The following is a 22,807-nucleotide window of genomic DNA, read 5'->3' as shown; positions in this document are numbered from 1 at the left end:
CGAACCTTGATTCTCTGATTTAGTAATCTTTCATCGAAGACAATGAACCAATTTCCGTTTTTGCCCTTTGGCTAATACGGAGCTTATTGCTATGTCATATTTCCTTATATTCAAACCAAACCAAGGAAATAGGCGGAAATTTTCACATTCAAGGGGAAGGGAAATGAGCACAGCCTTTGAAGTCGATAACACTATCGCAAACATTTTTTCATCTCAGGTACCTGTTGTTGAAGGTATTTATGATCTCACACCGGACCAAATTCTACTCGATCAAATTGAGCATGAATCTGAAGTTCGTTCATACCCACGCCGTCTACCGATTGCCATCAAGCAAGCTTATGGTGCGTTAGTAGAAGATACGCGCGGACAAATTTTCCTCGACTGCTTAGCGGGCGCGGGAACGTTGGCGCTTGGGTATAACCATCCTGAGATCAATCAAGCACTGAAAGAGCAGTTAGATTCAGGTCTGCCATATCAGACATTGGATATGACAACGCACGCTAAAGACAAATTCATCAAGCAAGTAAAAGCATTTTTGCCTGAAGAGTTTGCAAAAAATTCCGCGATTCAATTTTGTGGACCTTCTGGTGCGGATGCCGTTGAAGCGGCTATCAAGCTGGTGAAGCAGACAACGGGTCGTAACACCATGTTTGCGTTTCGCGGTGCTTACCACGGTATGACCAACGGAACGATGGGCATGATGGGCAACCTGAATACTAAAGCTCGTCGCACAGGGTTAATGTCGGATGTGCATTTTATGCCATTCCCATACAACTTGCGCTGCCCGTTTGGTTTAGGGGGCGATGAAGGTGCCAAAGCGAGCATTCGCTACATCGAACGTCTGCTGAACGATGACGAAGCAGGCATCATGAAACCGGCGGCCATTATTGTTGAACCTGTTCAAGGTGAAGGAGGCGTCATTCCCGCTCCAGCATTCTGGCTGCGTGAGCTACGCCGTATCTGTGATGAACACGGTATTTTATTAGTTTTCGATGAAATTCAATGTGGCGTGGGTAAATCGGGTTACCGCTTTGCATTTGAAGAGTCTGGTATTTGTCCTGATATTCTTTGCTTATCTAAAGCCATTGGTGGTGGTCTACCAATGTCTATTCTTGTGTTCAAGAAAGAGATCGATACTTGGAAACCGGGTGAGCACACAGGCACGTTCCGTGGTAACCAATTGGCCATGGTTTCTGGTGCGAAAGCGTTAGAAATTATTTTACGTGATAACCTCGTTGAACACGCTAATGTCGCGGGTCAGTACCTACGCCAAGGTCTTGAAGCGATTCAACGCCGCGTGAATTGTATTGCGGAAGTTCGTGGCAAAGGTTTGATGCTCGGCCTCGAGATTCGTAAACCAAACGGTGAAATGAACAAATTTGGCGAGCCAATGGCCGATGGTCAATTAACACTCGCTATCCAACGCGCAGCACTTGAGCGTGGGTTGATGGTTGAAAAAGGTGGCCGTGAAGGATCCGTTATTCGTTTCTTACCACCGATTATCATCTCATTCGAGCAGATCGATTTTGCCCTGCGCACTCTTGAGGCGGCGATTTTAGCCGCAGGTGGCGGCGAGAAAGATCCAGAGCCAGAAAATCAAGCGTGGAAGAAGCATTTTATCCAAACCGGTGAAATGGGCAGCAATGAATTTGCCGATGTGATGAACCATGCCACTTCTGCGATGAAAGCTGTTTTTGAACAAGCCAAAGCGCCTTATTCAGGTTTGGATCCAAAGCAGCTTGAAGAAGCGATTTACGCAGTAGATTTGGATAACAAAAATGCGCCATTGAAGGATGTGATCTCTGAAATGGCAGATCTGGTAGCCAAAAATTCCATTATCGTTCAACACCCAGATTGTATTGCTCACCTGCACACGCCACCCTTGATGCCATCAGTAGTGGCTGAAGCGATGATTGGTGCATTAAACCAGTCCATGGACTCATGGGATCAATCGTCTTCTGCTACCTATGTTGAACAGAAAGTGATTGATTGGATGTGTGAGAAATACGAACTCGGCGCTCAGTCGGATGGTATTTTCACCAGTGGTGGCACGCAAAGTAACCAAATGGGTTTAATGTTAGCTCGTGATTGGATTGCCGATAAATTAAGTGGTCACTCTATTCAAAAGCTGGGCTTACCTGAGTATGCCGATAAGCTGCGTATTGTGTGCTCGAAAAAATCGCATTTCACCGTGCAAAAATCGGCCTCTTGGATGGGGTTGGGCGAGAAAGCCATTTTGGCGGTTGATGCGAATCCAAACGGCACAATGGATGTCACCAAACTGGAAGCGGTTGTTGCACAAGCGAAAGCGGAAGGTCTTATTCCTTTTGCTATTGTTGGAACGGCAGGCACAACGGATCACGGTGCGATTGATGATCTGTCGACGATTGCGGATGTAGCACAGCAACATGATCTATGGATGCATGTGGATGGAGCATACGGCGGCGCATTGGTTCTAAGTAGCCATAAAGCACGTTTGCAAGGCGTTGAGCGTGCGCACTCGGTCAGCGTCGACTTCCATAAATTGTTCTTCCAAACGATCAGTTGTGGCGCGGTGTTGCTCAAAGATAAAAGTCACTTCAAGTATCTACTGCATCATGCGGATTACCTTAACCGTGAACATGATGAACTGCCAAACTTGGTGGATAAATCTATTTCTACGACCAAGCGTTTTGATGCATTGAAAGTGTTTATGACAATGCAAAACGTAGGCCCTAAGGCTTTGGGTGAAATGTACGATCATCTGCTAGAACAAACACTGCAAGTGGCAGATTTAGTTCAGCATCACGATGCTTTTGAACTCTTGGCTGAGCCTGCTCTCTCCACCGTGTTATTCCGTTCCGTGGATAAACAAGCGGTAGATTTTGACGGGTTGAACAAAGCGTTGCGTTTAGAAGCATTGACACGTGGTGTCGCGGTGTTGGGCGAGACGATTGTGGATGGCAAAACAGCGCTTAAATTCACCATTTTAAACCCATGCTTACAACTGTCAGATTTCAAAGCATTACTTAATAAGATTGAAGCACTAGCCTCTGAGCTAGCCAAGGCATAAAGGAATACAAACAACCATGTCTATTTTACAAATTGGCGCGGGAGGCGTTGGCTGGGTTGTCGCACATAAGGCGGCCCAAAACAACGACATACTCGGTGATATTGTTCTTGCTTCTCGTACTCTTGAAAAGTGCGAGAAGATCATTGAATCGATCAAAGGAAAAAATAACCTTAAAGATCCAACTAAAAAACTTGAGGCACGCACCGTCAAGGCGGATGACGTAGCCTCGTTAGTTGCATTAATTAAAGAAGTCCAGCCTGATCTTGTGATCAACGCTGGCCCTCCTTGGGTAAATGTGCCAATCATGGAAGCATGTTATCAAGCCAAGGTTTCCTATCTAGATACATCGGTTGCTGTTGACCTTTGCTCTGAAGGTCAACAAGTGCCTGAAGCGTATGATCCTCAATGGGCATTTCGTGAAAAATTTAAGCAAGCAGGCATTACCGCTATTCTCGGTGCTGGTTTTGACCCGGGCGTGGTCAGCGTGTTTGCCGCGTATGCGGTGAAGCACCTCTTTGACGAAATCGACAGTATTGATGTGATGGACATTAATGCAGGCGATCACGGCAAGAAATTTGCGACTAACTTTGATCCAGAAACCAATATGTTAGAGATTCAAGGCGACTCTTTCTATTGGGAAGAAGGGCAGTGGCAGCGTGTTCCTTGCCATTCACGAATGCTAGAATTTGATTTTCCTCAGTGCGGCCAGCACAAGGTGTACTCCATGTCGCACGATGAAGTGCGTTCGATGAAAGAGTTTATTCCGGCCAAACGTATTGAATTTTGGATGGGTTTTGGCGATCGTTATCTCAACTATTTCAATTGCATGCGTGATATTGGTTTATTGAGTCCAAACCCATTGACGCTGCAAGATGGTACTGTGGTTCAACCACTTCAAGTGCTTAAAGCGATGCTGCCAGACCCAACCTCTTTGGCTCCTGGCTACAAAGGCCTGACCTGTATTGGTACTTGGGTGCAAGGTTGGAAGGATGGTAAACAGCGCAGTGTCTTTATCTACAATAATGCAGACCATGAAGTGGCATACCATGATGTAGAGCACCAAGCCATCGCTTACACCACGGGCGTTCCTGCCATTACTGCGGCATTGCAGTATTTCCAAGGGCATTGGGCACAAGCGGGCGTGTTTAACCTAGAGCAGCTTGACCCTGATCTGTTTTTAGAAACGATGCCGAAATTAGGTTTGGATTGGCATGTTCAAGAGCTCGATATCGGGCAACCAGAGATTAAAATTCTAAAATAAGAGTTTTCGATAGTTAAGCCGATGCAGATGTGTCGGCTTTCTTCAATTTGAGAGTGATAAATAGATGCAAAAAAGCGAACTCCAAACGCCCTATTTTATGATTGATGAATCACAGTTGATCGCGAACCTAGAAATCGCGAAGCAGCTCAAAGAGATGTCGGGTGTCAAACTCGTCTTGGCTTTAAAATGCTTCTCTACTTGGGGAGTGTTTGACATCATCAAACCTTACTTAGATGGCACCACCAGCAGTGGCCCATTTGAAGTAAAATTAGGTTACGAAACGTTTGGTGGTGAAACTCACGCCTATAGCGTTGGCTACAGTGAAGCTGATGTTAAAGAAGTGGCCGATATTTGCGACAAAATGATTTTTAATTCGCAATCCCAGTTGGCCGCTTACCGTCATTTAGTTGAAGGCAAGGCGTCATTGGGTTTACGTTTAAACCCCGGCGTGAGTTACGCTGGGCAAGATCTTGCCAATCCCGCACGTCAGTTTTCTCGTTTAGGTGTTCAAACAAACCACATTGATAACTCAGTGTTCGATACTATCAATGGCGTGATGTTCCATATGAACTGTGAGAACAAAGATGCTGATGCGTTCATTGCGTTATTAGATTCGATCTCTAAGCGTTTTGGCCAATATCTGGATAAGTTAGATTGGGTCAGCCTAGGCGGTGGTGTGTTCTTCACTTGGCCTGGTTATCCGCTAGAAAAATTAGCATTAGCGCTTAAGGCCTTTTCAGAAAAGCATCAGGTTCAGCTTTATCTTGAACCGGGTGAGGCGATCATCACGAAAACGGCTGATTTAGTGGTGACTGTCGTCGATATCGTTGAAAATGGCATGAAAACAGCGATTGTTGATTCGGCAACTGAAGCGCATCGTTTAGACACACTGATTTACAAAGAGCCTGCGGCTATTTTAGAAGCGAGTGCGGACGGTGAACATGAGTATGTCATTGGTTCGTGTTCTTGCTTAGCGGGTGATCAATTTTGTGTGGCTTCATTTGAACAGCCATTATCGATTGGCCAGCGGTTGCATATCATGGACAGCGCGGGCTATACCATGGTGAAATTGAATTGGTTTAATGGCCTTAAAATGCCTTCCGTGTATTGTCAACGCAGTACAGGAGAGCTTCAGAAACTGAATGAATTTGGCTATGAAGACTTTAAACGTTCATTATCTCAATGGTCGGTAAACTGATGACAATAGGCCTCACCATACAGTGGGTGAGGCCTATTTTTGTAAAATCACACCTTAGAGTTTAAAGCTTTTCATTCTTTCGTCTAATTGGCGTGAAAGAGCGGCCAAGGTTTCACTCTCTTCTGCCAAATAGTTTGCCGATTGTGACATCTCCAATGCTGAATCGTTAATGCCACTGACGTTACGGTTCATTTCTTCGGCCACTGCACTTTGTTCTTCTGCCGCAGTGGCGATTTGAATTGCTTTGTCACTCACATGCTGAATATGACTGACGATCAAGGAAAGATCGCTGCCTGCATTTTCTGCCCGCTCCACACTGTTATAAGCGAGATCTTGGCTTTTTTGCATCGCGTTTGATGTACTAACGGCCAGTTGCTGTAAGCGGTTAATGGTGGTTTGGATTTGGTCAGTGGAATGATGGGTACGGCTAGCTAAATTTCTGACCTCGTCGGCGACCACTGCGAATCCTCTACCTTGTTCTCCAGCACGTGCGGCTTCAATCGCTGCATTTAGTGCAAGTAAATTGGTTTGTTCAGAAATGCCGCTGATCACTGTGGTCACTTCACTGATTTGCATCACGCCTTCTTTGAGTTTGTGCACTTGCTCAGTAGCCACTTCCAGCTCTTTTGAGAGCGCTTTAATGCTGTCCACACTGGAATGTACGTCTTTATCGCCTAAGCCAGCTTCTTTGCTGGCATCCAATGTGTCTCTTGCGGTCTCTTCTGCATGGCCTGCAACATCGGCAACTGTCGCACTCATTTCATTCATCGCGGTTGCGAGCTGACTTAATTGGTCACGTTGGCTGGTCACCGCTTGGCTAGTTTCTTCCGCAGAAGAAGCGATGCGAATGGCGGCCTCTGCAAGCAGGTTTGCTGAGGTGACCGACTCGATTAATGCTAAACGCACTGCGCTTACGCTGTCATTGATACGACATGCCACAATGCCAATCTCATCTTCTCCCATTACTGGGACTTGTGCGGTTAAATCGCCGCTTGCCACTTTTTTCATGACTTCTTTAATTGACTCTAACGGCATAATGATGGCTCGGCTGATGACCACCCCAAGCGTTGCCATCACAAACACAACTGCCAATGTCGCTCCTCCCATCTTGAGGATCTGTTTGTTGATTGCCTCTTCAATGTCATTGATGAGCATGCCTGAGCCGATAATCCAATGCCACGGCGCAAACCCGTGGACTGCCGATAATTTCTCTGCGGGTGTTCCACTGTTCGTCTGCCAAGGATATGTCAACGTGCCTTGTTGACCATTTTTGCCAAGTTCAACCATAGTGAACCAAAACTCGCCTTGCGTATCTTTTCCTGGGCTTCCCATTTGTTTGCCAACCAAATCAGTGCGAATCGGATGGGCAATGGTGTAACGAGACTCATCGATAGCAAAAAGATAGTTGTTGCTGTCAAAACGTGTGTTGTTGATGAGTATCTTCGCCTGTGATTTAGCTTCGTCTTCGGGGAGTGTTTTCTGAAGGTGTGAGATTTGTGAGAGGAGAGTATCGATAACTGCGTTCAACCTCGCTTCACGCTCTACGACTAAGTTACTTCTCAGCGCGCTAGTTGCAATGAACAGTAAGCTCAATAAGCCAACAATTGCAACCGCGATAATAGCGGTCAGCTTGTAGCTGACCTTAATATTTTCAAGCTTCAACATGACGTTACCACCATTAAAACAACCCAACCTTATTGCTGGGCATATTGGTTTACCTGTTGTACTTGAGGTTACCGTGATGTTGGTTACGTTTGATTGCCAGAGTCACAAGGTTTGTTAATACTCATTAGTAATCATCCGTTTATCCATCTGACGGCGTCTTCAAGTTATTCGGCATCTAGGATTTGCAGGCTTAGATTAATTATGGTTACCCGCTCTCTAATATTGGAATATGGTCGTCATTTCGCGAATGCAATTAGTTGATTTTGTTAACTGAATCACAACTTTAATCTTACTTAATAGATAGTGAGGTCGATAAAAAAGGAAGCATCAGCTTCCTTTTTTCGGGGGCGTAAACGAGATTACACTTCTAATATCACGCGCGTATCTTCACTGAGCGCTTCAAGCTCATCGGCTACGTCTTCAATTTGTATCGCAGCTGGGAGCTTGATGGCTAGGTTGGCGGTAAATAAACTTGAGCTGACACCACCGCCACCCGCAATAAAAACGCGTTGGCAATCCATATCTAAAATATTGATACCTTGATTATCAAGAAGGTGGGTGATTTCGTTGACGATGCCTGCACGGTCGTTTGCATCAATCCGCAGTTGGTAAATCGTTTCTTTTTCGTGTTGATGTACGTCAGAATCAACAATCTGCACCAGAAGATCGGGTTGTTCTCTAAATGCTTGTTGAACGATAACGGCATTTGAGGTCGGTAACTCTATTTTAATGACGGCAGCTACTTGGTTTTCAATAAAGTTCACTTTACTTATTAACCATTTTCCACCATTTTCATGAGTGATAGCGGCAAGATGTTTAATTGTGGCTGGTGTTGCACTGCCGACGAAATTGACGATAAAAGTACTGTTCATAATAGGCCTCCCATAGCAAGCTAACGAAAGATAAATCGTTGATCTTGAATTCCTTTCACTTCAGTGTAGAGGCCTATCTTAGATAAGACTTGATGAGAGTCAATTTTTTACATTTACGCAGTCTCTTGCTTGTCAGTATTCATACTTGGGCCACAAAAATAGCTTTGGCTTTAGGCATTGGCCTTGTGTTTAGCCCTGTTTTTTAGAAACTGACTTTGAGATTAAGGCCATAAAATTGCGAATCATAGCTAGCGCCTGAGTCCAAAGCAAACTTTGCGGCATCTTGGTTGCCAAACCAAGGTGTGCCATTAAATTCTACTTCGGCATCGCCTCCCCAAGCATTTGATACCCAGCCATGGATATGTCCAACAGGGTTGAGGAAGAAAAGTGTGACATCACCCAGAGTCGATGAACCCAACACTTCACCACCTGTGGTAACAATATCTTGTTCCGCTTCAAACATCAGCTCACCGACAACCGCACCGAAAAAGGGCGTAATAAACAAGTCTTGCCATGACGGTATCTCGGCAAACGATTCTACGCCATATTCCCAAAAGAAAGTCGACATAACACCAGAGTAAAGAAAAGATTCAAACTCATTAAATCCAGCATGTCTTGCGGCTGTGTAGTAAACGCCGCCAAAGTAGGGGTGCATAATGTAGTTGAGATAATGCTCATCTCTATCCCAAGTGGGGCCGGATGATACGTTATCTTTCCATTTGCTGCCTATGCCGCTTATGCTGCGATCCTCTTCATCCCATTTGGTAATGGATGCAGGCAAAAATGTCATTAAGCCAACGGTTGCTACGCTTAATCCTAAGATGGTGTAGGTTTGGCCTTTGAGATAGTCCCAGTCTTTTGTATCTTGCACGGTAAGATATTTAGGTAGCGCGGGCTCTTCAAGGTTTAGCGGTTGCGACTCTGCTAAGCTTGCTAAAAATGGAGAGTTCGATTGGTAAATATTCGGATCGTCATTAAAACAAGAAATTTGATTGCAGTCGACCGTATAGGAAAACTCAATGTGTTGGTTGAAATCGTATGCAGTGGCACTAGCACAAGCCGAAAACGATAACATCAATGGTATGATGCTTTTCTTTGACACGGAGGGCTCCAAAGTTTTGTTTTTAATGATCAGAATCACAATTATCTATTAAAGCGGCGGTGATGAAAACAGCAAATTATGTAAATAAGGAAACTTATGAGAAAAATAGCATTCAAAGCGTTATATATTGCACTTTATTCTCTGCCGTATTGATTGATAGCACACCTGTAAGCGTACACAAAAGGACACCATGATATGTTGAAAATAGCAATGTTAAGCACGGGTGAGGAAGTGCTCCATGGCGATATTGTCGATACCAATGCTGCTTGGTTATCCAGTGAGTTCTTCCAGCAGGGTTTTTCGTTAGTAAAACGATCAACGGTAGGCGATAGCCAGCAAGCCTTGGTTGAAGAGTTACTGATGCTCAGTTTCAATAATGATGTATTGATCGTGAATGGTGGGCTCGGCCCAACGTCTGATGATTTAAGTGCGGCGGCGGCGGCTCAAGCGGCGGACCAAAAGTTGGTGTTGTCTGTGCTGTGGAAGCAAAAACTGGACGAATTTTTTGCGCAGCGTGGTGTTGTGATGCCAGAAAGTAACCTCAAACAAGCGATGTTACCTGAGTTCTCTGACATCATTGATAACCCAATAGGGACGGCTTGCGGCTTTAAAGTTCAGATTAATGATTGTGTTTGTTATTTCACCCCCGGAGTACCCAAAGAGTTTAAGCTGATGGTCTCTGAACAGATTTTACCTGACTTGCTAGCGACATACCCACAACAAACGGGATTAGAGTGCAGCCGTTTATTCACTCTGGGTTCATCGGAATCGGCCATTTCAGATAAGTTGGATAAATTAGTCTTACCGGAAGGGTATATGCTGGGGTATCGTTCTTATCTGCCTTTTATTGAGGTGAAATTGTTTGGTCCGAAAAGTGATTTAGAACGCCGAGTAAAACTACTACAGATCATCTACCAGCATTTGGAACAACATGTTGTGAGTGTCGATGAACCTATGCTCACGCATATCGGTCATTTAATGCAAGACAAAGGATTATCGATCTCTATTGCAGAACAAGCGACCAAAGGTTGGCTCGCCAGTTGGTTGTTAAGTAACGAGCAGGTGGAAGCGTTGAGCGGTCACTGCTGGATTTTGAGCCGCAACGTTGAATCGGGCTTAGGCGATCAAGATCCACTCGCGGCGTCATTAGCGCTTGCTGGCGCAACGAAGGAAAAGTGTTCTACTTCGTTATCGCTTGTGACTGGTGTATTAAATGATGATCAATTTAGCCTAGCTTTATCGGCTCCGCAGGGAGAGTGGGGACAGATCCTCAAATTCAAGCGTCGTTACAGCGCCGATGAGCAGAGGGAGTTAATGGGGACCATCGCGGCTGATATGTTACGCCGCTATTTATCGAATAAGCCTATTTTTGCTCAGTATGGGGCATTGATCTCCGTCAAAGAGATGTTTTTACCTGCGAGCGTCATTGGCTAATCAACTCAATGTGTTAGCGTATTTTTAAGTCTAAGCTGTTGATAATTAAGTGCTTTGCATTTAAATTGTATCGGGTGGTAACTGCATGATTTTTTGGCTTATTCCGTAGGTTCGGTGAGGTGCTTAGCTTATGATTATTTCGTCTAAAGACTAAGCTCATGATTTCACGCATCAGATAAAATTGTTTCAAAATTGGGTCTTTTTTACACATCTTTTCTCTGTACACTGTCAGTCCGCTCGATGAAATTCAGCAGGAGGCTGACATGTTTAACCAATCGAAAATTTTAGTTTGGTATAAAGTTGCAAGTCAAAAAGTGATCTTAGGTGAGGCATTGAGTAATGAAATGAGTGATGTTGTTTCTTTATGGCTCAACGCTCCATCAGACTTAGATACGCCTAGCTATCAAGGATATAGACTTTCATTGTTTGATGGGGATGGCAGAGAAATCGCTAACAAATCCGTATCAATGGGTACGGCTGATGGCATTCTTCTAGGAATGTATAAAGCCAGAGCATAGCTCTGGCTTTACCTTTTTAACGCGCCAATGTGTGATGCGTTAACAGTGCACTATTGGCAGATCGAGATTAGGCTCGCCTTGCTTTGGGTCGATAATTAACACCAGCAAGTTCCACATGGCTTTTGGCTTTACAAATACAGGGCAATATTTCGTTGCGCTCTGTGTAAGCCATCGCAAAACCAACGTATTCCACTTCGCCTTTAACGAGCGTGCAGCGACAGGCACCACAGTGACCATCGCGACAGTTGTACTCTGGCTCTAGCCCCGCACTCTCCATACTTTCCAATAAAGTATTGGAAGAGTTTGATTCTATGGTTGTAACTTTGTTGATTTTAATGGTCGCCATTACAGCTCAAAGTCCTCGAAGTCATTGGCACGAACTTCATTGTCAATTTGGCCTACAAGGTAGGAGCTGATTTCTGCTTCTTGAGGTGCAACTTGTACGTTGTCTGAAGACAACCACGCATTAATCCAAGGAATTGGGTTTGATGTTGCGCCGGGGTAGGCGATATCTAAACCAACCGCTTGCATACGAACGTTGGTGATGTATTCAACGTATTGGCACAGAATGTCTTTGTTTAAACCAATCATCGAACCATCTTTAAACAGATATTCAGCCCACTCTTTTTCTTGTTCAGCAGCCGCTTTGAACAAATCAAAACACTCTTGCTTGCACTCTTCAGCGATTTGTAAGAAGGCGAAATCGTCTTGTCCATTACGCAGCAAGTTGATCATATGCTGTGTACCAGTCAGGTGCAAAGCTTCATCACGTGCAATCAACTTGATGATTTTGGCGTTACCTTCCATCAATTCGCGCTCTGCAAAGGCAAATGAGCAGGCGAAGCTGACATAGAAACGAATCGCTTCCAACGCATTGACTGACATCAAGCAAAGATAAAGTTTGCGTTTCAGGTCACCCAAGCTAATTTTGACGCTCTCACCATTAATCTGATGTGTTCCTTCACCAAAACGGTGATAGTCATTAGACAGTTGGATCAGATCATCGTAATAGTGTGCAATGTCTTTTGCGCGTTTCAATATATGTTCATTTTCGACGATGTCATCAAACACAATGCCAGGATCATTCACAATATTACGAATAATATGAGTGTATGAACGTGAGTGGATTGTTTCTGAAAATGACCAGGTTTCAATCCATGTTTCCACTTCAGGAAGCGAAACCAACGGTAGCAGTGCCACGTTAGGGCTGCGACCTTGGATTGAATCCAGTAGCGTTTGATATTTTAAGTTCGAGATGAAAATGTGCTTTTCATGATCTGGAAGCTTGTTGTAATCAATGCGATCACTCGATACGTCGACTTCTTCTGGACGCCAGAAGAACGAGAGCTGTTTTTCTATCAGTTTTTCAAAAATTTCAAACTTTTGCTGGTCGTAACGAGCCACGTTAACCGATTGGCCAAGAAACATCGGTTCTTTGAGTTGATCATTCTTTTTTTGAGAAAAAGTACTGTAAGCCATAAATGCCTCAATCCCTTTTAAGCTCCCCTGCGTGGGGAGCATTATTGAATACGTTGAGTGAAATAGAGTTAGATCTTACAACCGCCGCCCGCACAATCATCATCTTGTGCCTGTACTGCGTCTTTTTGATCATCCTTCGCGCCATCACGAGTGTTGTGATAGTACAAGGTTTTCACACCAAATTTATATGCCGTCAGCAGATCTTGCAGCAACTGTTTCATTGGTACTTTGCCACTTTCATACGCGCTGGGGTCGTAGTTGGTATTAGCGGAAATCGCTTGGTCAACAAATTTCTGCATGATGCCGACTAGGTGCAGATAGCCGTTGTTAGAACCAATATTCCACAATAACTCATAGTTCTCTTTCAAATTAATGAAATCCGGCACGACTTGTTTCAAGATGCCATCTTTTGAGGCTTTTACTGAAACATAACCGCGAGGAGGCTCAATACCGTTGGTGGCATTGGAAATTTGCGAAGAGGTTTCTGAAGGCATTAACGCTGTTAACGTTGAGTTACGTAAGCCAAATTCCATGATCTCTGCGCGCAGCGCATCCCAATCATAATGCAAAGGTTCTGCGCAAATTTGGTCGACATCTTTTTTATAGGTGTCGATAGGCAGCAAGCCTTTGGCATAATTTGTTTCATGGAATAGAGGGCATCGGCCTTGTTCTTTGGCTAACGCGACTGAAGCCTTCAACAGGTAATATTGCATCGCTTCAAAAGTGCGGTGTGTCAAACCATTTGCACTACCGTCCGAATATTTCACGCCATTTTTCGCCAGATAGTAAGCGTAGTTAATCACGCCTACACCCAATGTACGGCGATTCATGGTTGACTTATAAGCGGCAGGCAGTGGGTAATCTTGATAATCCAACAGTGCATCTAGCGCACGAACCACAAGATCAGACAACTCTTCGAAATCATCCAGAGATTGAATTGAACCTAAGTTGAATGCCGAAAGCGTACATAGCGCAATCTCACCTTCATTATCTTCAACATTAGACAGCGGTTTCGTCGGCAGTGCGATCTCCAAACAGAGATTGGATTGGCGAACAGGCGCTACAGACGCATCAAACGGGCTGTGCGTATTGCAGTGGTCAACGTTCTGGATGTAGATACGGCCAGTGGAGGCACGTTCTTGCATCAATAGGGAGAACAGTTCTACCGCTTTCACCGTCTCTTTTTTAATCGAAGTGTCATTCTCATATTGAACATACAAACGTTCGAATTCGTCTTGGTTTTCGAAGAATGCGTCATACAATCCAGGCACATCAGAAGGGGAGAATAGGGTAATATTACCGCCTTGGACTAAGCGAGAATACATCAACTTATTGAGCTGAACACCATAGTCCATATGACGAACACGGTTCTCTTCAACGCCGCGGTTATTTTTCAATACCAGTAGCGACTGCACTTCACCGTGCCACAAAGGGTAAAAGACAGTGGCTGCGCCACCACGAACACCACCTTGAGAACAGCACTTTACTGCGGTTTGGAAATATTTATAAAAAGGAATACAACCCGTGTGGAATGCTTCACCACCGCGAATTTCCGAGCCTAATGCACGAATGCGGCCCGCGTTAATACCAATCCCCGCACGCTGTGATACATAACGTACGATAGAGCTTGCTGTGGCATTGATTGAATCTAAGCTGTCACCACATTCAATCAACACACATGAGCTAAATTGACGGGTAGGCGTGCGCACGCCCGACATGATTGGCGTTGGCAGCGAGATTTTGAACATTGATGTTGCGTCGTAAAAACGCTTAATGTAATCGAGACGGTTTTCTTTTGGATATTTCGCGAATAAGCAAGCGGCGACCAAAATGTAGAGGAACTGGGCACTCTCATAAATTTGTTTCGTCACACGGTTTTGTACGAAGTACTTACCTTCAAGCTGTTTTACCGCGGCGTAAGAAAAATTAAGGTCACGTGCGTGGTCGATATAAGTGTCGAGTTCTTCAAATTCTGCGCGAGTATAATCTTCGATAAGGTGCTTATCGTATTTGCCCATTTCAACCAAACGAGAGACATGGTTGTACAAAGTGGGTGGCTCGTATTGTCCGTAGGCTTTTTTACGCAAATGGAACACCGAAAGACGAGCAGCTAGATATTGGTAATCTGGCGTCTCTTCTGAAATCAAATCGGCAGCGGATTTGATGATAGTCTCATGGATGTCAGAGGTCGTAATACCATCGTAAAACTGAATGTGAGCTTTCAGTTCTACTTGTGATACAGAGACATTGTGCAGGTCTTCCGCAGCCCACGCGATTACACGGTGGATTTTCTCAAGATCAATTGTTTCTTTGCGTCCATCACGCTTGGTGACAGTAAGTTTTTGGTTCATTCTGCTTCATTTCCCTAACAAAACTGATTAAGGCCGTATTTTTGTAGAATTGTTGTAAATTTCATCGCGGCTTTGTGATCTGAATTTATCTATATATTGTAGTGCAAACACAACATATAGGGGTTCTTTGCTTTGCGAGTTACAAGATAGTGCTATCTGAAGCTCATTTCAAGTTACAGATCTGGGACAGCTTGTGGATAACTAGCAAAAATAAAAAAAACAGTTAGTACCCACTTACTGATGATCAAAGAGCCGATTTGATTGTAGAAAATTACCGTTTTGAGTTTGGTTTAGATGTAACCACAATCAAAAAAAAACTTCTTGATCTTTGAGGAAAAAAGGGAGCGATTTTCGATGTGGTTAAAATGGAATCTAGAGCACAAAAAACAGCCTAGAAACCGAGAAAAAATGTGCTATTCGGCTTAATTTTTAACGTGGGCAATACGCTATCGATAATGGCATATTAGATGACCACTGACTTTAAAAAAGCTGAGTATGAACGATGTAATTGACATCAACATTGCGCCCTAAACGGTAAGTATCGGTTAACGGGTTATAAAGTAGGCCTGTTATTCCTTGCTCTTGCAGGTTTGTTTTATCAATCATCTTAATCAGTTCCGATGGGCGGATGAATTTTTCATGATCATGTGTGCCTTCTGGAACAATGCGTAGCAACTTCTCTGCGCCCACGATGGCAAACAGGTAAGACTTAAAATTACGATTGAGCGTAGAAAAGAAAACATGACCGCCGGGTTTGACCAACGCCGAGCAGGCTTGAACAACGGACAATGGATCTGGAACATGCTCAAGCATTTCCATGCAGGTGACAACATCATATGTGTGTGGGTTGTCAGCGGCGTGGTCTTCAATCGTACTTTGAATATAAGTGAGCTTTGTTCCGGTTTCTAAAGCATGTAAACGAGCGACTTCAAGCGGTTCTTTGCCCATGTCTAAGCCAGTCACTTGCGCACCTTCTCGCGCCATGCTTTCGGCTAAAATTCCGCCACCACATCCAACATCGAGCACCTTCTTGCCAAATAGGCCGTTGGCATTGACCAACACATAGTTCAATCTTAACGGGTTAATTTGATGCAGTGGCTTAAATTCACCATCCAGATCCCACCAGCGTGACGCCATCTCTTCAAACTTTTTAATTTCATTAAGATCAACGTTTTGTGCTTTAGTCATGTTAGATTCGCTCTTGCTGTCAAAATAGGCATCTTTAGTTGTGTGGGGTATTATAACCAGTTGATTATCACAGGCTACAGGTTATCTTTATTTCATTAATTTTTGGCTAAAATTTGGCCATTAATCAGCCGGGTATGGAATGAATGTGCAATTTCTCGGCACTTGATACACAACAAAGGTCACAACCTGATAAAAGGAAAGGGAAAGGGATGCCGAAGTAGTGAATTATGTGTTATATTTTTCGGCCTTGTACGTATCGAATATACGATCAAAAGATAGAGGGATAATGGCTCTATGAGCGATCTAGCTAGAGAGATCACGCCCGTAAACATTGAAGATGAGCTAAGAGGTTCATACCTAGACTACGCGATGTCCGTTATCGTGGGTCGTGCTCTTCCAGATGTGCGTGATGGCCTAAAACCAGTACACCGTCGCGTTCTATTCGCGATGAATGTGCTTGGTAACGATTGGAATAAACCATATAAAAAATCTGCCCGTGTTGTAGGCGATGTGATTGGTAAATATCACCCGCATGGTGATAGTGCTGTATACGATACGATTGTTCGTATGGCGCAGCCGTTCTCATTGCGTTACATGTTGGTCGATGGCCAAGGTAACTTTGGCTCGATCGATGGTGACTCTGCGGCAGCAATGCGTTACACCGAAGTACGCATGTCAAAAATTGCCCACGAACTGCTTGCCGATCTCGACAAAGAAACGGTCGATTATGTACCGAACTATGACGGTACAGAACAGATCCCTGCGGTTCTTCCTACGAAAATTCCTAACCTACTGGTGAATGGCTCATCCGGTATTGCAGTAGGTATGGCAACCAACATTCCACCCCATAACCTAACGGAAGTGGTTGAGGGTTGCTTGGCCTATATAAATAATGAAGACATCACCATTGATGAGTTGATGGACTACATTCCGGGCCCAGATTTCCCAACAGCAGCATTAATCAGTGGCCGCAAAGGAATTATCGACGCTTATAAAACAGGGCGCGGTAAAGTCTACATGCGCTCTAAAGCGGATATCGAAGTCGAGAAGAATGGTAAAGAAACCATTATCGTCAGAGAAATCCCTTATCAAGTGAACAAAGCACGCTTGATTGAAAAAATTGCTGAGTTGGTTAAAGAGAAAAAAGTCGAAGGCATCAGTGCACTGCGTGATGAGTCTGATAAAGACGGCATGCGTATTGTTATCGAATGTAAACGTGATGCGGTTGGTGAAGTAGTTCTGAACAACCTCTACGCTCAAACACAGTTACAAACGACATTCGGCATCAACATGGTTGCGCTGGATAATGGTCAACCTAAGCTATTCAACTTGAAAGAAATGTTGAAATGCTTTGTTGATCACCGCCGTGAAGTGGTGACGCGTCGTACTATTTTTGAACTGCGTAAAGCTCGTGATCGTGCCCACATTCTAGAAGCACTTGCTCTCGCGTTAGCCAACATTGATGAAATCATCGAATTGATTCGCCGCGCAGCAACGCCAGCAGAAGCAAAAGAAGGCTTGATTGCTCGTGGTTGGGATCTTGGCAACGTAGCGTCAATGCTTGAACGTGCTGGAACCGATGCCGCTCGTCCTGAATGGCTTGAACCAGAATACGGTATCCGTGATGGCAAATATTTCTTAACTGAGCAACAAGCCCAAGCAATTCTTGAACTTCGTCTGCACAGATTGACAGGTTTAGAGCACGAAAAAATTCTTGATGAGTACAAAGCTCTTCTGGAAGAAATCGCTGAACTGATGCATATCCTTGCTAGCACTGAACGTTTGATGGAAGTGATCCGCGAAGAGCTTGAAACTGTTCGTGATGCTTTTGGTGACGCACGACGCACTGAAATTACCGCGGCAACTCACGATATCGACATGGAAGAGCTGATTGCTCGTGAAGATGTGGTAGTTACACTTTCTCATGCAGGTTATGTGAAATACCAGATCCTCAGCGATTACGAAGCACAACGCCGTGGTGGTAAAGGTAAGAGCGCGACGAAGATGAAAGAAGAAGACTACATTGAGCGTCTTCTTGTGGCGAATACTCATGACCATATTCTTTGCTTCTCGACTCGTGGTAAGACATACCGTTTGAAAGTCTATCAATTACCGCTAGCGAGCCGTACAGCGCGTGGTAAACCTATCGTTAACATTCTTCCTCTGGAAGAAGGGGAACGTATTACTGCGATTTTGCCAGTCACTGAGTTTAGTGATGATAAGTTTATCTTTATGGCGACCGGTGACGGTACAGTGAAGAAAACATCACTTTCAAGCTTTGCCAACGTGCGTTCTAACGGTTTGATCGCGGTTAACTTGCGTGAAGATGACTCTTTGATTGGTGTGGACATTACCGATGGCAACAGTGAAATTATGCTGTTTTCTAAATTTGGTAAAGTGGTTCGCTTTAAAGAATCAGAAGAAACGCCAGTATTGGATGAAAATGGTCAGCCTGTTCTTGATGAACATGGCCAGCCAGAAATTAAGTTCAAAGGTGTTCGCGCCATGGGACGCACAGCGTCCGGTGTTCGTGGTATGAAGCTAGCAGAAGGCGACCAAGTGGTATCGCTGATTGTTCCTTCAAATGATGGCGACATCTTAACAGTGACACAAAACGGCTATGGTAAACGTACAACCTTAGGGGAATACCCAACTAAAGGTCGTGCAACTCAAGGCGTTGTTTCAATCAAGGTGTCTGAGCGTAATGGTCAAGTTGTCGGCGCAGTGCAAACTGAAGAAGGCGATGAGTTCATGATGATCACCGATGCCGGTACGCTCGTTCGTACTCGCGTCGCGGAAGTGAGCCAAGTGGGACGCAATACTCAAGGTGTGACCTTGATTCGCACCGCTGAAGATGAAAACGTCGTAGGTTTACAACGTATTGAAGAAATTGAAGATGCTGAGTTACCAGAAGGTGAGGAATTGCCAGAGGGTGAATCGAGCGTTGCAATTTTAGAAGTACAAAGTGACGCAGAAGAGGCTGACTCTGAACCGAGCAGCGATTCTGAAGACGAGTAATCGTTTCACATATCCACCTTTATTCTAAGGTGATAAAGAATAAAAGCCGGAGCATTGATTGCTTCGGCTTTTTACTTCTAGCGAGCAGCCCATCCAACAAGTGAAGGATTTCCATTCAGCGTTGAAATCGTGGTGGTCTTTTTGAAAAGATCATCTGTGCCACAAATACGGCTGACTCCACATCTCTCATTCAACCTAAAATTGCCTATACTTAGCTATTGAGTTAACGTCATAAAAGTCATTAATTTAATTTTAAACGTTCTAGAAAAGATAACTTTTTAATAAATAAGAAACCATTCATTGGTTAAGATCTGTCCCCATAACATAATGGCGCTACAACTAAAAAGGATATAAAAGATGTTTGCTAATCGGTTTACCTTACAATCGCGATTAATTTTTGCGGTGTTATTACCTTGCGTTGCGTTGATTATTGTTGGAATGGCGAGCTTCAATAGCATGTCGACGATTCAACGACAGGCAGAGCAGCTCTATCTCAATACGGCCGCGCCAATGCGTTCAATGGCTGAAGTTGCCTCTCGAATTCCCCGTATGCGGGTTGGTATCGATATGATGTTACTTCAAGAGACGTCGTTAAGAGATAAAAAGGGTGTCCTCACACGCGTGAAAGAGACACGTGACGAAGATATCCCTGAAATGAGGCAGTCTGTCGAGCACGCAGTTCAGTCACAAGTGGATCCAGAACAGCGTAGACAAGTTCAGCAACTGTTGACTGACTTTGAAAAAATGGTCAGTACTCAACTTAATCCTATGTTGGCGGCATTTGAAAAGGGCGATCTAGATACGGCGCGCAACATATACCGAGATCAATACGCGGTTACCTATGGTGAACTGCGTAAAAAAGCCAATGTGATCCTCGATTCGCTACTAGAGCAGGCCAAACAGCAGAACGTCAATAGCCAAAAGAGTTATGCCCAAGGGCAAAACCACATGTTTATCATTATTGGTATTGGCGTGTTAATTTCGTTTGTCACTTCATTCTTTATTGTTATCGGCCTAAAAACGAGAGTGGCCAGCCTACAAAAATCGATTGCTTTGGCAGCTGAAAACATGGCGCTAGATGCTCGCATTGATTTAGGTGGCCAAGATGAGTTATCGAAAATTAGCGACAGTTTTAACGACTTCATTGAGAAAGTACATGTAGCGATCAAGCAAGTGGCTTCGAGTTCTTATGAATTAGCGAATACGGCTAACCAAGTTTCAGCTCGGGCACTATTAACCAAAAACAACTGCACTTCGCAACGTGATAGAACAGTTCAAGTGGCCACTGCCATTCATGAGTTAGGCGCAACGGTAGGCGAAATTGCAAACAACGCAGCTCAAGCTGCCGACGTTGCGAAACAGGCCACTCATCAGGCGGAAAATGGCACCACTGTAGTAGAGAAAGCACAAGTGCAAATTGCAGATTTGATCACTGAATTAGAGCAAGCTGCACAAGTCGTAGGCTCTTTGGCTGGTCAAGTGGTTAACATCAGCTCGATACTTGAGACTATTCGTAGCATTTCCGAGCAAACGAACTTACTTGCATTGAACGCAGCGATTGAGGCGGCGCGAGCGGGAGAGCAAGGTCGAGGTTTTGCGGTCGTTGCCGATGAGGTGCGAAATTTAGCAAGCCGTTCTGCTGCATCAACCGAAGAAATTCAAAGAGTCATTAATAACTTGCAGGAAGAATCGAAACGGGCGGTTGGGGCAATGTCCCAAGGCCGAGAGCAGAGTTTGTTGGTGGTTGAACAAGCTGAAAATGCCAATAGCTCGCTAAAACAGATCCGCGTTTATATAGAGAATATTAGTGATCAGAACATTCAAGTGGCGACGGCAACGGAAGAGCAATCAAGTGTGGTCAGTGAAATCAACCGCACCGTTGAAGATATTAATCATCTCACCATGGAAACAACAACAGTGGCTGAGGAGCTCACCGTTAGTAGCGAACATTTGAAAAAAGTTTCCAAGCAACTCGATAGCCTAGTGAACAATTTTAAATTGTAATTTTGATACTTTAGGCTTAGATATTAGAAATGTGATAACTATTCCATAACTTAACACGACATAAGACATGTCTATGAAAAATGGTATTATTTTTGAGAATTTTAGTATTTTTATAGGAATCGGTTGTGGACCCTGTGATATCGCAATTAAAGAAGGATTTTTATGCGCAGATTCGCTCTCTCAAAGACGGTCCGACATCTGAATCTCAAACGACCTTAGCACTGCTCACAGAAGAAGAGTTGCAACAACTCGAACAAATGTGGGTTGAACTGGCGGTTTGGAAGCAGTCGCAGAATATCTAACTGCCCACAAATTGATTAGCGCAAATTTTCGTAATAATCCCAAATAAAAAGCCAGCAGAACAGATGCTGGCTTTTTTGTTTATCACGTCGGCTGTTAATTATACGCGCGTGCGACACGTCCAAGTGATGACAGTTGATAATGTTCAGCGTATGCGGGGATGAAGATTGAGTGACCTTTTTTCACGGTTAGAGACTCACCATTGTCATGGGTTAGGGTCGCATCAGCATCAATGGCAAAGACAATTTCGGCACTGTTAATTTTCACCTCAACTTGCGCGGCATTGAGGTAAATCGCAAATTTAAAATCGCGTACTGGGACGGGGAACAATAACGCTCCATTTTCTTCGATTGGTTTTAATAACAGGCTTGAAGCGGGTTTTTCTTCAAATAGCGTGCATGATGCGAGCTCTTCAATATCCATGTGTTTGGGTGTTAGGCCAGCGCGCAATACGTTGTCTGAATTGGCCATGATTTCAAGCCCGGTACCTTTCAAGTAGGCATGTGGCGTTCTGGCGTCTAAAAACATGGCCTCACCCGGAGCTAAAGTGAGTACATTGAGCATTAACGGAGAAAATAGACCGATATCACCGGGGTACTGTTGTGCCAGCTCTAAAATGAGCTCAAAAAGATCATCATCTGAATGATGATGGGCATACGCTAATAATGCATTCACCGCATGTTCTTTTTGCTCGCCAGTTAATGATAGCAATGCACTAAAAAAAGTTTTTAAACCTTGTGATGTTGAGTTGTGTGCAAAAGCATCGACCAAGGTTGAAATCGCATTGATATTCAGCGTTTGAAATTGTTCAACAATCTCTGTGATTGGGCGAAACCCATTCATCGCTTGATAAGGGGTAAGGGCGTAAACCAATTCCGGCTTGTGGTTAGGATCTTTATAGTTGCGATGTCCGGCATTGAGTGGGATCCCCGCTTGGTTTTCTTTCTCAAAACCAATTTCCGCTTCTTGCTTACTTGGGTGAACTTGAATCGAAAGGGCGTTCGCTGCGGCAAGTACTTTGAAAAGATAAGGTAACTCACCAAAGGTTGTTGCAGTAGCAGCAGAAAGAAACGCTGTTTTATCTTGGTTGATCATCTCAAGCAACGAAACAGGTTCTCCATTCACATGAATTTGTGAGCATCCATTTGGGTGTGCTCCCATCCAAATTTCTGCTTGTGGAGCGTTGTTTGGGTTAGCAATATCAAACAAGTGCTGAATCGAAGTCGTGCTTCCCCACGCATAGTTTTGGATGACGTTGTCCATCAAAAAGAAAGGTTGTTTGTTATTGGTCATAGTACATCTCACAAAAAATCAAAATAAAAACAAAGCAGCAGTACATAGAGTAAGCGAAATAAAAAACTCCCG

16 protein-coding genes are annotated in these 22,807 nt (G+C 44.2%); 8 read left to right on the top strand and 8 right to left on the bottom strand.

Annotated elements, in window-relative coordinates:
• The first annotated feature begins 163 nt into the window (after nt 1-163).
• The 3 genes from DD616_RS12075 to nspC all read left to right on the top strand — a co-directional run bounded on the left by DD616_RS12075 (nt 164) and on the right by nspC (nt 5,511).
• Nucleotides 164-3,052: a pyridoxal phosphate-dependent class III aminotransferase gene (locus tag DD616_RS12075; protein ID WP_208871731.1), complete on the top strand. Its 2,889-nt coding sequence runs from the start codon at nt 164-166 to the stop codon at nt 3,050-3,052.
• Nucleotides 3,053-3,068: 16 nt separating this feature from the next.
• The gene (locus DD616_RS12070) at nt 3,069-4,313 is read left to right on the top strand and encodes a carboxynorspermidine synthase (RefSeq protein ID WP_017044304.1); all 1,245 of its coding nucleotides are present in this window, start codon (nt 3,069-3,071) and stop codon (nt 4,311-4,313) included.
• 64 nt (nt 4,314-4,377) lie between these two features.
• Complete coding sequence (gene nspC / locus DD616_RS12065) at nt 4,378-5,511, top strand: carboxynorspermidine decarboxylase (RefSeq protein WP_208871730.1); 1,134 nt, start codon at nt 4,378-4,380, stop codon at nt 5,509-5,511.
• Between the two features lie 54 nt (nt 5,512-5,565).
• Here nspC and DD616_RS12060 read toward each other — a convergent pair whose 3' ends face one another.
• The 3 genes from DD616_RS12060 to DD616_RS12050 all read right to left on the bottom strand — a co-directional run bounded on the left by DD616_RS12060 (nt 5,566) and on the right by DD616_RS12050 (nt 9,189).
• Nucleotides 5,566-7,176 carry a methyl-accepting chemotaxis protein gene (locus DD616_RS12060; RefSeq protein WP_026028013.1) on the bottom strand — a complete coding sequence of 537 codons (1,611 nt, stop codon included), beginning with the start codon at nt 7,174-7,176 and terminating at the stop codon, nt 5,566-5,568.
• A gap of 359 nt (nt 7,177-7,535) precedes the next feature.
• Nucleotides 7,536-8,048 (bottom strand): glycine cleavage system transcriptional repressor, encoded by a 513-nt coding sequence (locus tag DD616_RS12055; protein WP_013857004.1) that lies wholly within the window; start codon nt 8,046-8,048, stop codon nt 7,536-7,538.
• 202 nt (nt 8,049-8,250) lie between these two features.
• Complete coding sequence (locus DD616_RS12050; protein WP_017044301.1) at nt 8,251-9,189, bottom strand: DUF3943 domain-containing protein; 939 nt, start codon at nt 9,187-9,189, stop codon at nt 8,251-8,253.
• A 156-nt stretch (nt 9,190-9,345) separates the two neighbouring features.
• Here DD616_RS12050 and DD616_RS12045 point away from each other — a divergent pair, with 156 nt between their 5' ends.
• The gene (locus tag DD616_RS12045) at nt 9,346-10,584 is read left to right on the top strand and encodes a CinA family nicotinamide mononucleotide deamidase-related protein (RefSeq protein ID WP_013857002.1); all 1,239 of its coding nucleotides are present in this window, start codon (nt 9,346-9,348) and stop codon (nt 10,582-10,584) included.
• 263 nt (nt 10,585-10,847) lie between these two features.
• Entirely contained in the window at nt 10,848-11,102 is a 255-nt protein-coding gene (locus DD616_RS12040) for a hypothetical protein (protein ID WP_013857001.1), read from the top strand.
• Between the two features lie 67 nt (nt 11,103-11,169).
• Here the strand turns inward: DD616_RS12040 and yfaE are convergent, their stop codons facing one another.
• From yfaE to ubiG, 4 genes are all read right to left on the bottom strand, one after another.
• Nucleotides 11,170-11,448 carry a class I ribonucleotide reductase maintenance protein YfaE gene (yfaE, locus tag DD616_RS12035; RefSeq protein WP_013857000.1) on the bottom strand — a complete coding sequence of 93 codons (279 nt, stop codon included), beginning with the start codon at nt 11,446-11,448 and terminating at the stop codon, nt 11,170-11,172.
• Nucleotides 11,448-12,581 (bottom strand): class Ia ribonucleoside-diphosphate reductase subunit beta, encoded by a 1,134-nt coding sequence (gene nrdB, locus DD616_RS12030; protein WP_010318364.1) that lies wholly within the window; start codon nt 12,579-12,581, stop codon nt 11,448-11,450. Before nrdB ends, yfaE begins: the two co-directional genes overlap by 1 nt.
• 68 nt (nt 12,582-12,649) lie before the next feature.
• Nucleotides 12,650-14,932, bottom strand: coding sequence for a class 1a ribonucleoside-diphosphate reductase subunit alpha (nrdA, locus tag DD616_RS12025; protein ID WP_017046168.1), 2,283 nt, complete (start codon nt 14,930-14,932; stop codon nt 12,650-12,652).
• 480 nt (nt 14,933-15,412) lie between these two features.
• Entirely contained in the window at nt 15,413-16,120 is a 708-nt protein-coding gene (ubiG, locus tag DD616_RS12020) for a bifunctional 2-polyprenyl-6-hydroxyphenol methylase/3-demethylubiquinol 3-O-methyltransferase UbiG (RefSeq protein ID WP_017044298.1), read from the bottom strand.
• Between the two features lie 294 nt (nt 16,121-16,414).
• Here ubiG and gyrA point away from each other — a divergent pair, with 294 nt between their 5' ends.
• The 3 genes from gyrA (at nt 16,415) to DD616_RS12005 (ending at nt 21,444) form a co-directional block, all read left to right on the top strand.
• The gene (gyrA, locus tag DD616_RS12015) at nt 16,415-19,138 is read left to right on the top strand and encodes a DNA topoisomerase (ATP-hydrolyzing) subunit A (RefSeq protein WP_208871729.1); all 2,724 of its coding nucleotides are present in this window, start codon (nt 16,415-16,417) and stop codon (nt 19,136-19,138) included.
• Between the two features lie 357 nt (nt 19,139-19,495).
• A complete protein-coding gene (locus DD616_RS12010; RefSeq protein ID WP_017046166.1) occupies nt 19,496-21,142 on the top strand; it encodes a methyl-accepting chemotaxis protein in 1,647 nt (548 codons plus the stop codon).
• 125 nt (nt 21,143-21,267) lie between these two features.
• Nucleotides 21,268-21,444, top strand: a complete 177-nt coding sequence (locus DD616_RS12005) for a hypothetical protein (protein WP_017042466.1) — start codon at nt 21,268-21,270, stop codon at nt 21,442-21,444.
• A 94-nt stretch (nt 21,445-21,538) separates the two neighbouring features.
• On the opposite strand, the gene manA is transcribed toward DD616_RS12005, so the two are convergent.
• The gene (gene manA, locus DD616_RS12000) at nt 21,539-22,747 is read right to left on the bottom strand and encodes a mannose-6-phosphate isomerase, class I (protein WP_208871728.1); all 1,209 of its coding nucleotides are present in this window, start codon (nt 22,745-22,747) and stop codon (nt 21,539-21,541) included.
• Nucleotides 22,748-22,807 lie beyond the last annotated feature (60 nt).

Origin of the sequence: Vibrio anguillarum, from assembly GCF_003390515.1 — a bacterium.
Taxonomy (GTDB): domain Bacteria; phylum Pseudomonadota; class Gammaproteobacteria; order Enterobacterales; family Vibrionaceae; genus Vibrio; species Vibrio anguillarum.
This window is presented reverse-complemented; position numbering and strand designations above follow the sequence as displayed.